General features: G+C 61.8%; 5 protein-coding genes and 1 pseudogene. All 6 read left to right on the top strand.

Translation table 11 applies throughout. The features are described 5' to 3' along the window. The first annotated feature begins 25 nt into the window (after positions 1-25). Entirely contained in the window at positions 26-691 is a 666-nt protein-coding gene (locus ACA054_RS09890; protein ID WP_497689213.1) for a glutathione S-transferase family protein, read from the top strand. A 230-nt stretch (positions 692-921) separates the two neighbouring features. Beyond that, positions 922-2,565, top strand: coding sequence for a 3-(methylthio)propionyl-CoA ligase (locus ACA054_RS09885; RefSeq protein WP_497689212.1), 1,644 nt, complete (start codon positions 922-924; stop codon positions 2,563-2,565). 49 nt (positions 2,566-2,614) lie between these two features. Continuing rightward, positions 2,615-3,124: pseudogene (locus ACA054_RS09880) on the top strand (NAD(P)H-dependent oxidoreductase); the annotation flags it as partial. 35 nt (positions 3,125-3,159) lie between these two features. Beyond that, positions 3,160-3,873 (top strand): NAD(P)H-dependent oxidoreductase, encoded by a 714-nt coding sequence (locus ACA054_RS09875; RefSeq protein ID WP_497689211.1) that lies wholly within the window; start codon positions 3,160-3,162, stop codon positions 3,871-3,873. A 69-nt stretch (positions 3,874-3,942) separates the two neighbouring features. Further along, positions 3,943-6,609 carry a winged helix-turn-helix domain-containing protein gene (locus tag ACA054_RS09870; RefSeq protein WP_497689210.1) on the top strand — a complete coding sequence of 889 codons (2,667 nt, stop codon included), beginning with the start codon at positions 3,943-3,945 and terminating at the stop codon, positions 6,607-6,609. A gap of 175 nt (positions 6,610-6,784) precedes the next feature. Beyond that, complete coding sequence (locus ACA054_RS09865; protein ID WP_497689209.1) at positions 6,785-15,457, top strand: glycoside hydrolase family 94 protein; 8,673 nt, start codon at positions 6,785-6,787, stop codon at positions 15,455-15,457. Positions 15,458-15,484 lie beyond the last annotated feature (27 nt).

Raw genomic sequence — 15,484 nt, 5'->3', positions numbered from 1 at the left:
TGTTTCATCAGCGAGACTGCTTAAAGTGATCATTCTTTACCACTGCATGAGTGCGCGTTCATTTCGGCCTCTATGGATGCTTGAAGAGTTAGGGATGACCTATGAATTGAGAATGTTGCCTTTCCCTCCACGGGCCCATGCGCGGCACTACCTGGAGATCAATCCGCTGGGGACCGTACCGGCGATGATCGACGGCCATTTGCTGATGACCGAGTCATCCGCCATCTGCGAATTTCTTGCCCGGCGCTCTGGCACGTCGCATCTGGATGTTGCATCGCATGAGCCCGACTTCGGCCTCTACCTCAATTGGTTGCACTTCGGCGAAGCGACGCTCACTTTTCCGCAGACCCTTATCCTGCGCTACGCCCGGTTCGAAGAGCCTTCGCGGCGCAATCCTCAAGTCGCGCAAGACTACACACGCTGGTTCCTCGGCAGACTGAAGGGGCTTGAAGCGGGCCTTGAGGGTCGCACCTGGCTTTGCCAGGAGCGGTTCACTGCCGCCGACATTTCCGTCGGGTACGCACTGATGCTGGCTGGATTCATTGGCCTGGAGGAACAGTTCCCGCCATTGGTTCGAAACTACTGGCAGATGTTGCAGCAACGGCGGGGTTTCTGCAGTGCGCTGGCGGCACAGAGCCGAACAGCCAAAGAGCAAAACATTTCCACTGCGCATTCCTCTGGCGACGCTTAGAAACAAACGCGGACGCCGCTGGCGTTGCGCGGTCCGGCGGATGGCACGCTGATGTCCCAAACTGTCAACGGAATGTCCCAACCCGTCATTCGAGCGGTACTCCGAGCGCAGATACTGCCTCGCATGTGAACGACTGAAAGCGCCCACGTGATCACTCTTTGCCGGGTGTTTGCGTGGGTCAGCAATCTGTTACTCGCCGTTTCCCATAACATATATAAGAGGAACTCCAGATGCTGGGTTTGATGCAGGACCAACCGTTGCTGATCTCGTCGTTGATCGAGTTCGCGGAGAGTCATCATGGTGACGCCGAGATCGTTTCGCGGCGGGTCGAAGGTGACCTGCATCGCACCACCTGGCGTGAAGTTGCCTCGCGTTCACGCCAGGTGGCCAATGCGCTGGACCACGAAAAGCTGCAGTTCAGCGACCGCGTCGCCACCCTGGCCTGGAACGGTTATCGCCATCTGGAGCTCTACTACGGCGTGAGCGGTAGCGGTCGCGTTCTGCACACCATCAACCCGCGGCTACATCCCGACCAGATTGCCTGGATCGTAAATCATGCCGAAGACCAGATCCTGTGCTTCGACCTCAGCTTTCTGCCGATCGTGCAGGCGGTGCACGGCAAATGCCCCACGGTCAAAAAATGGATCGCCCTGTGCGATGCGCACACGTTGCCCGTCAACAGTGGCATACCCAACCTGGTGAGCTACGAGGCGTGGATCGGCCAGCACGGCTCGACCTACGACTGGCCCAGCTTCGACGAGAATTCGGCGTCGAGCCTTTGCTACACCAGCGGCACCACCGGCAACCCGAAGGGTGCGCTCTACAGTCACCGTTCCACCATGCTGCATGCCTATGCTGCCGCCCTGCCGGACGTGATGGCGATCTCGGCGCGTGATTCGGTGCTGCCGGTAGTGCCGATGTTCCACGTCAATGCCTGGGGCATCCCCTACTCGGCCGCGATGGTCGGCGCCAAACTGGTGTTTCCCGGCCCGGCGCTCGACGGCAAGTCGGTGTTCGAGCTGATCGACGCCGAGAACGTCAGCTTCGCCGCCGGCGTGCCGACCGTGTGGCAAATGATGCAGGTGCACATGGAGGCCAACGGCCTGAAGTTCTCGACGCTCAAGCGCACCGTCATCGGCGGCTCGGCCTGCCCGCCGGCCATGATCAAGGCTTTTGAGCAGCAGTACGGTGTCGAGGTGTTGCATGTCTGGGGCATGACCGAGATGTCGCCGCTGGGCACGCTGTGCACCTTGAAAAACAAGCACCTTGGGCAATCGCCTGAGCAGCAGCTGGCGATCCGCATGAAACAAGGCCGTGGCATCTTCGGCGTCGACATGAAGATCGTCGATGCCGAGGGCAGGAAGCTGCCGTGGGACGGCAAGACTTCCGGTGATCTGCTGGTCAAGGGGCCGTGGGTGATCAAGGGCTATTTCAAGAGCGAGGGCGGTGATCCGCTGGTGCCCGATGCGCAACAACGCGGCTGGTTCCCTACCGGCGACGTCGCCACCATCGATGCCGACGGCTATCTGCAGATCACCGATCGCAGCAAGGACGTGATCAAGTCCGGTGGCGAATGGATCAGCTCCATCGAGGTCGAGAACATCGCTGTCGGGCACCCGGCGATCGCGATGGCCGCCTGCATCGGCGTGGCGCATCCGAAGTGGGACGAACGCCCGATCGTCGTGGTAGTCACCAAACCCGGTAGTGAGATTTCGCGCGAAGAGCTGTTGGCCTTTTACGAGGGCAAGACGGCCAAGTGGCAGATTCCGGACGACGTGGTGTTCGCCGAGGCGATCCCGCTCGGCGCCACCGGCAAGATCCTCAAAGCGCGGTTGCGCGAACAATTGAGCGACTACAAATTACCGGGGGCTTAGGACGTGCGGTCGGTACCGAATGACACCTTTTCAATTTAAAGGAACCCACATGAACGTATTGCTCGTACAGGCACACCCTGAGCCGAAGTTGTTAACCGTTGCCTGGCACGACCACGCGGTGGACGCCCTGCAAGCCCAAGGGCATCAGGTGCAGATTTGCGATGCGACGAACTGCACCCTGGGGGCGAACCCGATTCTTACGACAGATTTCGAACCAGAACTGGACCAGCTGCTGTGGGCCGACCTGCTGATCCTCAACTTTGCCGATGGCTGGTTTTCGGCGCCGGCTATGCTCAAGGCATGGATCGACCGTGTGCGGGCCTGCGGCACTGGCAACGGCGGCAAGGGCTTTTGCGATCAAGGCGGTCTGTGCGCCAAGAAAGCGCTGGTCACGGTGACCTTGGGCGAGCGAGAACACCTGTATGGCACGGACGCCATTCATCGTCTTCTGGAAGACAAATTGCGACCGATCTTGTGCCGCACGCTGGACTATGTCGGGCTGGAAGTGCTGCCACCGCTCGTTGCCTGGCATGTGCCGCACATCGGTAGCGAGTTTCGGACCAAATGACAGCCCTTCCCTTTCAAGGAAACACCATGAACGTTTTAATTGTGCACGCCCATCCCGAACCCAGGTCCTTCACCGCTGCGCTACGCGATCAAGCGGTCGAGACACTGCAGGCGCAAGGGCATCAAGTGCAGGTGTCCGACCTGTACGCAATGGACTGGAACCCGGTGGCCAGTGCGCAGGACTTCTGCACCCGCGAGAATCCAGAGTACCTGGTGTACGCACTCGAGCAGCGCCTGGGCGTCAAGGGCCAGACCCTCGCGGCCGATATCCAGCAGGAACTGGACAAGCTGTTGTGGGCGGACCTGTTGATCCTCAACTTTCCTGTCTACTGGTTTTCCGCGCCAGCGATGCTCAAGGGCTGGATCGACCGCGTGCTGGTCTCCGGGACCTGTTATGGCGGCAAGCGTTTCTACGATCAAGGCGGTCTGCGCGGCAAGAAAGCATTGGTCACGGTGACCTTGGGCGGGCGTGAACACATGTTCGGCGAGGGCGCCATTCATGGTCCGCTGGAGGATATGTTGCGCCCGCTGCTGCGCGGAACGCTGGCCTATGTCGGGCTTGAGGTCCTGCCGCCGTTCGTTGCCTGGCATGTGCCGTACATCAGTGCCCAGGCCCGAGAGGAGTTTCTGCTGGCCTATCGACAGAGGCTGGAAAACCTCGGCCAGGATCGGCCCCTCGAGTTCCCGAGATTGAGTCAGTTCGATGAAGGGCTTTACCCACGGGTCCCGAGTATTCAATAGCGGGCTAAATCTCTGTTTGAGGCACGCACTGATATGGGAAACGGCTCGCGCTGAGAGGGGCATCGTCTAATGTGTCGCATAGAACCGGAACTGGTCCTGAAGACCACCCCGCCGCGAAGCCAGAAAACGGCCCGATTACGGGAACGACTCTGCATCGACTCAACGGAGCTGGCGGATAAGGTAGCGATTGCTGTCCATGGCCCGGCTGGTTTTGGCAAGACCACATTGCTCGCCCAATGGCGTCGTGAGTTCCTCTCGCGCGGAGCGGTGGTTGCTTGGCTGCTGCTGGATGGTCATGACGATGCAATCCGTTTTACCCAGGGGCTGGCGGCGGCCATGGCCATTGGCAGTGGCCGGCAGACGTTCGCCGACATGCTTGACCGGATGCCGGACTCTGGCCGCGACGAACTGCAAGGGTTGACCTTCTGGCTGGCAGAGGTTGCCGACCTGGGCAGTGAGACTGTGTTGATTCTCGATGAAGCCGATGCATTGCCCGAGGCGACTGTGCGTCATTCACTGACATACCTGCTGCACAACGCACCGACCAACCTGCGCATCGTCATGGCCTCGCGCAAGCGTTTGAACCTGCAGGTAGCCGACCTGTCGGCACGCGGGCTATACGCCAGAGTGGCGAGCGATGAGTTGCGTTTTTGCGTCGAAGAAACCGTGGCGATACTCAGCAGCCGTTTCGGGGCACGCATCGACACGGACCTTTGTGTGCGCCTCAATGAAATCACCGAGGGGTGGCCGCTGGGGCTGCAACTGGCGATGACTGCCATCGAGAAAAGCGCCAACCTGAGCGCGGCCGTTGATGGGTTGTCTGCCTGTTCCGGCGATATCCAGCGTTACTTCGTCGATAGCCTGGTGTCCCGCCTGCCTGTCGAACAGCTCGATTTCCTCATTTGCATCGCCTTGCTGGACACGGTTCATCCCGCGCTCTGCGTTGCCATCACCGGCAATGAGCAGGCAGGTGAATTGCTGCGGGGCCTGTGTGCTACGACACCGATCTTCGTCGAAGGGATCGACAGCGACTGGGTTCGCCTTCACCCCCTGGCCCGGGAGTTTCTCAAGGGGCTTTTTAGCAGCCTGCCATTGGTCCAACGACAAGCCTTCCATGAACGGGCGGCGATCTGGCTCGAAGAGCACAGCTTTTTCGAGGAGGCTGCGCGGCAATATCTGTTGGCCGGGCGCGCCCCGAAAGCCTACGAAATGATCGAACAATGCCTGTACGAGGTCATGCTGCGCGGACAATACAGTCGGGTGCTTGAATGGATCGCCGAGCTGCCCCACGAAGAGGTCGAGAGCCGTCCGCGCATGTGCCTGGCGGCGGCCTGGTCGCTGGCGATGAGCGAACGACACGTTGAGGCAGCCAGGCTGATCGCCCGTATTCAGCAAGACCCGACTGCCGATGAAGAGATGCGTGGCGAAGCAGCGATGATCGCCGCTACTGCGGCTTTTTTTGCCGACCGGCCGGACGAGTCGCTGGCAATCATTACCCCTTGGACGGAAGCGCAAACCCGTCTGTCGATCAAGCTACAGGCGATTCTTGCCATTCAAATCGCTCGCTTGACGCTGATTCAGGGCCAGCCGGAAAAGTCCCGGCGTATTTTGCAGCGCGCGCCACACTATGAATGGAGCTCGGGGCTCGATGCGATCAGCGGGAGCGGTGGATGGGGAATGGGTTTGACCTATCTGTACGAGGGCCGCATGTTGCCGGCCGAGGCCACTCTGCGCGAGAGCCTGTTACGTGCCGAACAGGATATCGGCCGACGCAGTTCAGTGGCGGTGAGGATGGCCTGTGGACTGGCCACGGCACTTTACGAACGTGATGAGATCCAGGAAGCCGCGACGGTACTCGCCAATCGTCTGGATGTGGTCGAGCACCTGTCCTCGCCGGATGCGATTGTGCTGGGTTTTCTCACCGCTTCGCGCCTGGCTTCTGCACAGGGTCAGGCCCATCGTAGCCACGATCTGCTGGAGGCGCTGTTCGCCCTCGGCGAAGAGCGCGGCATCGCGCGTTTCTGTCTGGTGGCCCTGGGCGAACAGATCCGCCTCAACGCCCAGCATGGCCGGGGGGAGACCTGCCAGGCACTCTGGCGCCGACTGGATCAGCTGTTGCCGGATATCGCCGGCCAGCAACACGGCTTACTGGGACCCGATTTGAACCTGGTAGCCGGGCTGGCGAACGCCTACGTCGCCCTCGTACAGCGCGACTGGCAGACTGTTCTGGACGTATTGGTTGTCGTCAACGAGACGGCCGAGCGCCTGCGGCGCGGTCGCGAGATCGTCCAGGTCAAGTTGCTCAAGGCCCTGGCGCTCAAGGTGTCGGGGGGCGATGGTCTGCCTTGCCTGCTCGAGGCGATCAGCCTGGCTGAGGAATTCGGTCTGCAGCGCATCCTTCAGGACACTCATCCCGATCTCGTCAAGTGGGCGCAGACTGCCCGGCATGAACCTGCCCGGTCATTGATGCCGGCCACCCCCCTTCCCGACCCGAAGCCACGGCCGCAATCGCCGGCAAGCGCTTCACCCAGCCGGCTGTTGACCCCCAGAGAGCGTGAGGTGCTGCAGTTGCTGGCACGTAACCTGTCAAACAAGCAGATTGCCCTGACAATGGATGTCGGTGAGCAAGCCGTAAAATGGCATCTGAAAAATCTGTTCGGGAAATTCCAGGCTGGCACGCGCAAGCACGTGGTGGACCGTGCCTACATGCTGGGTATCCTCGAATCAGGGGGTTAATGATTCGGCCCCCATTGCCTATGTTCGCTACCGAACAGACTTTCCCTCCATAAACCACCCACACTCGTCGGTGGAATGCTGCGCCCGGCGGCGCAATGCCCGCACACCTAGCCTGGCGTAGAACCGCCTTCATTCCACATGCGACCAGCCCCGCGCAGGTCGTTCGAAGGATTTCATGGAAAATATCCTGACTCGCACACTGTCCAGCCTGTGGCGCTCACCGGCTATCTGGCTCAGGTGGAGTGCAGCGCGGCACAAGTTCGAGTACGAGCCCATCCTGCGTTCCGACCTGTTCAATGCGCAGCAGATGGCAGACCACGGTATCGTACTGGCCCGCCAACATGTGCTCGGGCGTCTTTCCAGAAAGGACGCCTTGCTGGGCCGCCTGACTGACAATCAACTGCTGCTGGAACGTAGCTGCGCAGCGCTCAAGACCGTGCAACTGTCCAGCCGACGCGCCACCCCTGCGGCGGAATGGCTGCTGGACAACTTCTATCTCATCGAAGAAAACATCCGTACCGCCAGGACCCACCTGCCCGACGGCTATAGTCGCGAGCTGCCACGCCTGGCCGAAGGTCCTTCGGCAGGCCTGCCGCGGGTCTACGACATCGCCTTGGAAACCATCGCTCACGGCGATGGCCGGGTCGACGCGCCAAGCCTGGATTGTTTCATCGCCTCTTATCAGACCATCACGCCGCTGACCCTGGGCGAGCTATGGGCAATCCCGATCATGCTGCGCCTGGCGCTGATCGAGAACTTGCGGCGCGTGGCGTCCCGGGTCATGGCCAACCGGGATGACCGTAACCTTGCCGATGACTGGGCCGATCGGTTGATCGAAATGGCCGAGCGCGACGCCAAGAGCGTGGTATTGACCGTTGCCGACATGGCGCGATCGGCACCGCCGATGACACCATCATTCGTTGCAGAACTGGCGCGCCGCCTGCACGGGCAAAGCGCCGCGCTGATATTGCCCATAGCGTGGATAGAACAAACGCTCGGTGAGTCCGGCCTTACCGTCGAACGCCTGGTGCAGATGGATGCCCAGCAGCAATCCGGTGACCAGGTGTCCATCAGCAACAGCATCGCCAGCCTGCGCTTGCTGGCGGCGACCGACTGGCGCGAGTTCGTCGAGTTGCTCAGCCATGTCGAACAGGTCCTGTGCACGGACCCGGCGGGCGTCTACACGAACATGGACTTTGCCACCCGCGATCGTTACCGCCATGTGGTCGAACGCCTCGCCCGGCATTGCGTGCAGTCTGAAACCCAGGTGGCACAAGCTGCCATCGAACTGGCCGGGACCGCACAGCCCACGGCCCGCGTGACCGGGCATGTGGGCTATTACCTTGTGGCTGACGGGTTGCTCAACCTGGAGCAGGCACTGCAAGCCAGTGTGCCGTTGCTCCAACGCTGGAAGCGGCTGCTGCAGAGCGCACCGTTGAAGTTCTACCTGTGCCCTGGACTGCTGCTGACACTGCTGCTGGCCTGGCCATTTCTCGGCAGCGCTTATCGCAGCGGCACGCCAACCTGGGGCCTGATGCTGCTCGCCGTGCCCGCGCTCTTGATGACCAGCCGCCTGGCGATCGGGCTGGTCAACTGGCTGGTGACCCTCACGGTAGCCCCGTCGCTACTGCCGCGCCTGGACTACAGCAAGGGCATACCGGCCGAGGCGCGTACGCTGGTGGCGGTGCCTACGCTGTTTGCCAACGCCGGCGACATCGAGGCCCTGGCGGAAGGCCTGGAAGTGCGATTCCTGGCCAATCGCGATGCCAACCTGCATTTTGCGCTGCTCAGCGACTTCATGGACGCCCCTGCCGAGGTGATGCCCGAGGATGCCGAACTGCTTACCCTGGCGCGCCAACTGATCGAGGCGCTCAACCACAAATATGCCGATGGCCAGGTCGACCGGTTCTTCCTGCTGCACCGGCCCAGGCACTGGAGCTCGACCGAGCGGGTATGGATGGGGCATGAACGCAAGCGCGGCAAACTCGCCGAGCTCAACGCGTTGCTGCGTGGTAAGGGGCAGGAGCGCTTTGCATTGATCGTCGGTGATGTCGCGCCGCTGAGTGCGGTGCGCTTCGTCATCACCCTGGACACCGATACCTTGCTGCCACGGGATGTCGCGCGTCAGTGCATCGGTACCATGATGCACCCGCTGAACCATCCGGTATTCGATCAACAGAGCGGCAAGATCGTCAGCGGCTACGCCATCCTCCAGCCACGCGTGGGGATCAGCCTGCCCAGCACGGCACGCTCGACCTACGCCCGCCTGTTTGGCAGCGATGCGGGCATCGACCCCTATACCCGCGCCGTCTCCGATGTTTATCAAGACCTGTTCCACAACGGTTCCTTCATCGGCAAGGGCATCTATGCCGTCGACGCCTTCGAACAGGCACTCGAGGGCTGCCTGCCCGACAACCGCATCCTCAGCCATGACTTGATCGAAGGCTGCTACGCCCGCTGCGGGCTGCTCAGCGATGTACAACTGTATGAGGAATACCCGTCGCGCTACAGCGCCGACGCCAAGCGCCGACACCGCTGGATTCGCGGAGACTGGCAAGTGCTGTACTGGGCCTTGCCGTGGGCACCGAAACCTGAGGGAGGATTCGCCCCCAACCCTCTGAGCAACCTTGCCCGCTGGAAGATTTTTGACAATTTGCGCCGCAGCCTGGAGCCAGGCGCCTTCCTGGCCATGCTGGCCTGGGGCTGGTTGGGTACGAACGAGGCCGCCTCCTGGACATTGGCGGTGGTCATCCTGGTATTTCTCCAACCCTTACTGCAGTCGGTACTGGCACTGGTGCAGAAGGCTGCCGATATTCCCCTGGGGCAACACCTGAGCGCGGCATTACGGACCTCGGGCCAGCATTTCATGCGCGCATTGTTGTCGATTGTCTGGTTGCCCTCCGATGCGTTGTTAAGCTTCGATGCGATCGGCCGCTCACTGTGGCGCATGCTGGTCAGCAAACGCCGCCTGCTGCAATGGCAACCTTCCCGTGAGGTGGAGCGCTCCAGTGGCAACGCTCTGTCCGGCATGTACAAAAGCATGTGGATTGCCCCTGCGCTGTCGCTGATTCTGTTCGTTGCCCTGCTCCCCTCTCTCCATGTACTCGCATTGGCGGCACCCTTGCTGCTGGTGTGGTTGGTGAGCCCGGCGATTGCCTGGTGGATCAGCCTGCCGACAACACCCGCGGGGTTCAGTCCGTCAGCGCAAGACCTGCGCTTCCTGCGCATGCTGGCACGCCAGACCTGGGCGTTCTTCGATCGCTATATGGGCCCTGAGGACAACTGGTTGCCGCCGGACAACGTCCAGGAGATACCCACGCCAACCATTGCCCATCGGACCTCACCGACCAACATGGGCATGGCCTTGCTCTCGCACCTGGCGGCCCACGATTTCGGCTATTTGAGTACCGGGCGCTTGCTTGAACGCATCACTGCAACGCTTGAGTGCATGGCCGGACTCGAGCGTCAGCATGGGCACTTCTACAACTGGTACGACACCGGGACACTGCAGGCGATGGCGCCTCGGTATATATCCACCGTGGACAGCGGCAACCTGGCGGGCATGCTACTCACCCTGCAGCCGGGGCTGCTGGGATTGGCCGACACGCCCCTGTTCAACCGACGCACCCTTGATGGTCTGGGCGACACCCTCGATGTGCTGCAGCAGGCATTACAGGGCGAAAACCTCGATGACCGTGCCGTGCTTGAACTGCGCGCGCAGGTGGAATCGGCGCTTGTCCAGGACACCCCGGACAGCTTCCTGCAATTACTCGATATGGCGCAGGCCCTGGCGATCGACAGTCCGGCAAGCGTTGCTGAAGAAGCACACTACTGGCTGCAGGCATTACAGGCGCAGTGTGCGGATCTGCGGGCAGAACGACTGCGCTTCGAGCTGCCGCTGGCACCTGCCCAGGCCAAGGCACCCGCACCGACACCAAAATTCAGCCTGCGACAAATGGCCGATCTCGATTGCACCCTGTGGCTGCCCGCCGATCAGGCGCAAGTGCAGGCGGTACAACGCCTGGCTCGCGCACGGATCAGCCACCTTGAGCGCCTGGCCGAATTGTCCGCGTCACTGGCCAGCATGGACTTCACCTTCCTCTACGATGCTCAGCGTGACCTGTTCTCGATAGGCTACAACGCCGACGAACGCCGGCTGGACAACGGCTATTACGACCTGCTCGCTTCAGAGGTGCGCCTGACCAATTTCGTGGTCATCGCCCAGGGCCAACTGCCGCAACAGTCCTGGTTCACCCTTGGACGCTTGCTCAGCAACAATCGAGGGGTGCCGGTACTGCTTTCCTGGTCCGGATCAATGTTCGAGTACCTGATGCCAAACCTGATAATGCCCAGCTATGAAGGTACGCTGCTGGAGCAGACATGTCGCGCGGCCGTCGCGTTGCAGATTGGGCATGGCAACCAGTTGGGCATCCCCTGGGGCGTGTCCGAGTCGGGTTACAACACCCTGGACGCTCACTTCAATTATCAGTATCGGGCATTCGGTGTTCCAGGCCTTGGCCTCATGCGCGGGCTGGCCGAGGACACCGTGATTGCGCCGTACGCCAGCGCCCTGGCGCTGATGGTCGAACCGCAGGCGGCCTGTCGCAACCTGCAACGCCTGGCGGCCCAAGGGTCGGCCGGGCGCTATGGCCTGTACGAAGCGGTCGACTACACCGCGGCACGCCTGCCACGCGGACAGCGCTATGCGGTGGTGCGCTCGTTCATGGCGCACCATCAGGGCATGAGCCTGCTGGCCTTGACCAGCCTGCTGCTGGACCGGCCCATGCAGCGACGTTTCGAGTCGATCCCGGCATTCCAGGCGACCGTCTTGCTGCTGCAGGAACGCGTACCGAAAACCGCTGCGCCCTATCTGCATGCAGCCCAGGCGCTTGCCACTGCACAAGACGGACAGACTCAGGAAACCAGGCTGCGCGTGTTCGCCGATCCCGGGCGCAAGCGCCCCGCCGTCCAGCTGCTCTCCAACGGCCGTTACCACGTCATGCTCAGCAGTGCCGGCGGCGGTTACAGCCGCTGCAACGACATCGCCGTGACCCGCTGGCATGAAGATGCGACCCGCGACAACTGGGGCATGTTCTGCTACCTGCGCGATGTCAGCAGCGGCGTATTCTGGTCCTCGGCCCACCAGCCGACCCTGCACCGTCCAGAAAGCCATGAAGCGATTTTCAGCGATGCCCGGGCCGAGTTTCGTGTTCGCGAACTCGACTTCGATACGCACACCGAGATCGTCGTCTCTCCCGAAGACGATATCGAACTGCGCAGGCTGCACATCACCAACCGCGGCCGCGTACGCCGTAGCGTGGAGATCACCACCTACGCCGAGGTGGTACTGGCGCCGGCAATCAGTGATGCCATGCACCCGGCCTTCAGCAACCTGTTCGTGCAGACCGAACTGGTGCCGGCGCTGCAGGCCATCGTCTGCACCCGCAGGCGTCGCTCCAGTGAGGAAGCCGTCCCCTGGATGTGCCACCTGCTGGCCGTCCATGGCGCGGACATCGACGCCATTTCCTACGAGACGGATCGAGCGCGATTCATCGGCCGAGGACGCAACGTTGCAGCACCAGCGGCGCTCGATGGCCATGTCGAGCAGTTGTCCGGCACCGCGGGCTCGGTGCTTGACCCGATCGTGGCCATCCGCTGCCGAATTGCCCTGGAACCCGGGCAAACGGCGACCATCGACCTGGTGACCGGCATCGCGGACAGCCGTGAGGGCTGTCTGTTCCTGATCAATAAATACCGCGACCGGCACCTCGCCGATCGCGTCTTCGACCTGGCATGGACCCACAGCCAGGTGTTGCTGCGCCAACTCAATGCATCGCAGGAAGATGCCCGCCTGTTTGAACAGATGGCCGCTTCGATCCTCTACGCCAATGCCTCGTTGCGCGCGGAACACAGCGTATTGATGGCCAATCGACGTAATCAATCGAGCCTCTGGGGCCAGGCGATCTCCGGCGACCTGCCCATCGTCCTGCTGCAGATCGCCACCGTCGACAACATCGAGCTCGTGCACCAGATGGTCAAGGCCCATGCCTATTGGCGGCAAAAGGGGCTGATGGTGGACCTGGTCATCTGGAACGAAGACCAGGCCGGCTATCGCCAGCAACTCCAGGACTTGATCATGGGTGTGGTGACGTCCGGCAGCGAAGCCTTGCTGATCGACCATCCCGGGGGCATTTTCGTGCGTCCGGCCCAGCAGTTGTCGAACGAGGATCGCACGCTGATCCTGTCGGTGGCGCGCCTGGTACTGAATGAAAGCAACGGCGGCATTGCCGAACAGGTTCATCGGCGTCACGCAATCCCGGTACACCCGGCGTTCGTCCCCACGCTCAAGCGCCAGGCAACGTCAACGGCGGCCGCTACCCTGCCCGCTATCGAAGGTTTGCTGCTGGGTAACGCCTATGGCGGCTTCAGTGCCGATGGCAGCGAGTACGTCATGACCTTGCAGCCTGGCAGGCCGACGCCGGCGCCATGGGCCAACGTACTGGCCAACCCGCACTTCGGCACGGTGATTTCCGAAAGTGGTGGCGCTTACACCTGGATGGAAAACGCTCACGAATTTCGCCTGAGCCCCTGGCATAACGACCCGATCACCGACGCCAGCGGCGAGGCGATCTATGTGCGTGATGAAGAAACCGGGCATTTCTGGTCGGTGACGCCACAGCCTTGTCCCGGAACTGGCGCGTACCGGACCCGGCACGGCTTCGGCTACAGCGTCTTCGAGCACGATGAAGACGGCATCCAGACCGAGTTGTGGGTGTATGTGGCGCTGGATGCTTCGATCAAATTCTCGCATTTGCAGATTCTCAATCGCTCAGGCCGCGCAAGGCGCCTGTCGACGACCTGCTATGTCGAGTGGGTGCTGGGCGACTTGCGCAACAAATCAGCGATGCATGTGGTGACGGAAGCCGACCCCAGCAGCGGCGCATTGTTCGCCAGGAACGCCTATTCGATCGAGTTTGGCGAGCGGGTGGCGTTCCTCGATACCGACTCGACCGACACCAGCATCAGCGGCGATCGCACTGAATTCATCGGTCGCAACGGCAGCCTCAAGACGCCTGCCGGACTACAGCAGGCACGCCTGTCGGGCCGTACCGGTGGTGGCCTGGATCCTTGTGCGGCGATACAGGTTGCCCTCGACCTCGACAACGGTGAAGACCAGGACGTGGTCTTCCGGCTCGGTGCAGCCAGGGATACGGCGTCAGCCATGCGCCTGGTTCAACAGTACCGCGGCCTCGGGGCGGCAACCGCGCAACTGGAGGCGGTACGCGAGCATTGGCGTTCGCAGCTGGACGTGATTCAGGTCCAGACCCCCGACCCGAGCATCGATGTCATGGTCAATGGCTGGCTGATGTACCAGGTGATCGCCTGTCGCTTCCAGGCCCGCAGTGGCTACTATCAGTCTGGCGGGGCCATCGGCTTTCGTGATCAATTGCAAGACAGCATGGCGATGATCCATGCCGATCCCGCCAGCGTGCGTAGCCATTTGTTGCTGTGTGCAGCCCATCAATATGCCGAAGGCGACGTGCAACACTGGTGGCACCCGCCGCTCGATCGGGGTGTGCGCAGTGGCTGTTCGGACGATTATCTGTGGCTCGCGCTGGCGACCAGCCACTATGTCAACGTCACCGCAGACCTCAGCGTGCTGGCCGAACCCGTGGGTTACCTTGAAGGCCGCCCGCTCAATGTCGGGGAAGAGTCCTATTACGACCTGCCGGGCAAATCGCACCTCGAAGAAAGCCTCTATCAGCATTGTGTACGCGCCATCGAACACAGCCTGCAGCGCGGCAGCCACGGCCTGCCCTTGATCGGCACGGGCGACTGGAACGACGGGATGAACCGGGTCGGCCATCTGGGCCGTGGGGAAAGCGTGTGGCTGGGCTTCTTCGGCTTTGATGTTCTGCAGCAGTTTGCCATCACTGCTCAACTGCATGGCGACCCTGTTTTCGCACAACGCTGTTCCCAGCAGGCCGCCTTGCTGCAGGCCAGTCTGGAGGAGCATGCCTGGGACGGTGCATGGTACCGGCGCGCCTGGTTTGACGACGGCCAGGTCCTGGGCTCGGCCAACAATGACGAGTGCCGCATCGACTCGATCTCGCAAAGCTGGTCGGTATTGTCGGGTGCCGCCTCGCAAATCCGGCGCCACACGGCCATGGCCTCAGTCGAGAAGCACTTGGTTCGCCCGGACACAGGCGCGGTCTTGCTGCTCGATCCGCCCTTCGACGCAGGCGTGCTCGAGCCCGGTTATATCAAGGGCTATGTGCCGGGCGTACGGGAAAATGGTGGCCAGTATACCCATGCCGCGGTCTGGGCCGGCATGGCGTTCGCCGAGCTTGGCGACAACGCCAGGGCGTGGCGGTTGCTCAACATGATCAACCCCGCGGGCCATGAAGTCGCCAAGCGAATCGAAACCTACAAGGTCGAGCCCTATGTCATGGCTGCCGACGTCTATGGCACGCCGCCCCATGCGGGCCGTGGGGGTTGGACCTGGTACACCGGGTCGGCTGGCTGGACATACCGCTTCATCGTCGAGTCATTGCTCGGCTTGCAGCGAGTCGGCACTGCCTTGCACATCGAACCGCTGCTGGCGCAGGGCTGGCCTGGTTACACGCTGCACTACCGTTATGGGGCGACGACTTACCATATCGATGTGCGCCCAGGCACGACCACGACGCTTGCGATCATGCTGGACGGCGAGCTGCTGGGCGAGGACGCGCTGCAATTGTCGGATGACGGCAAGGAACATCAGGTATTGGTGACATGGCCGGTCAAGGCGCATCAGCCAGAAACCCCAGGGTACGATAGAACCGTCGAAGCCGATCTTGAGCGCTGAGAGACAGCGCTCTTGGTGGGTCAGGGT

This window comes from Pseudomonas sp. LBUM1653 (assembly GCF_059716115.1).
Note: the sequence above shows the minus strand (reverse complement) of the source record. Positions and strands in the feature narration are given on the sequence as shown.

Coding starts and splice junctions, on each gene's coding strand:
- ACA054_RS09875 (WP_497689211.1), top strand. CDS start 3,160: ATGAACGTTTTAATTGTGCACGCCCATCCCGAACCCAGGTCCTTCACC.
- ACA054_RS09870 (WP_497689210.1), top strand. CDS start 3,943: ATGTGTCGCATAGAACCGGAACTGGTCCTGAAGACCACCCCGCCGCGA.
- ACA054_RS09885 (WP_497689212.1), top strand. CDS start 922: ATGCTGGGTTTGATGCAGGACCAACCGTTGCTGATCTCGTCGTTGATC.
- ACA054_RS09865 (WP_497689209.1), top strand. CDS start 6,785: ATGGAAAATATCCTGACTCGCACACTGTCCAGCCTGTGGCGCTCACCG.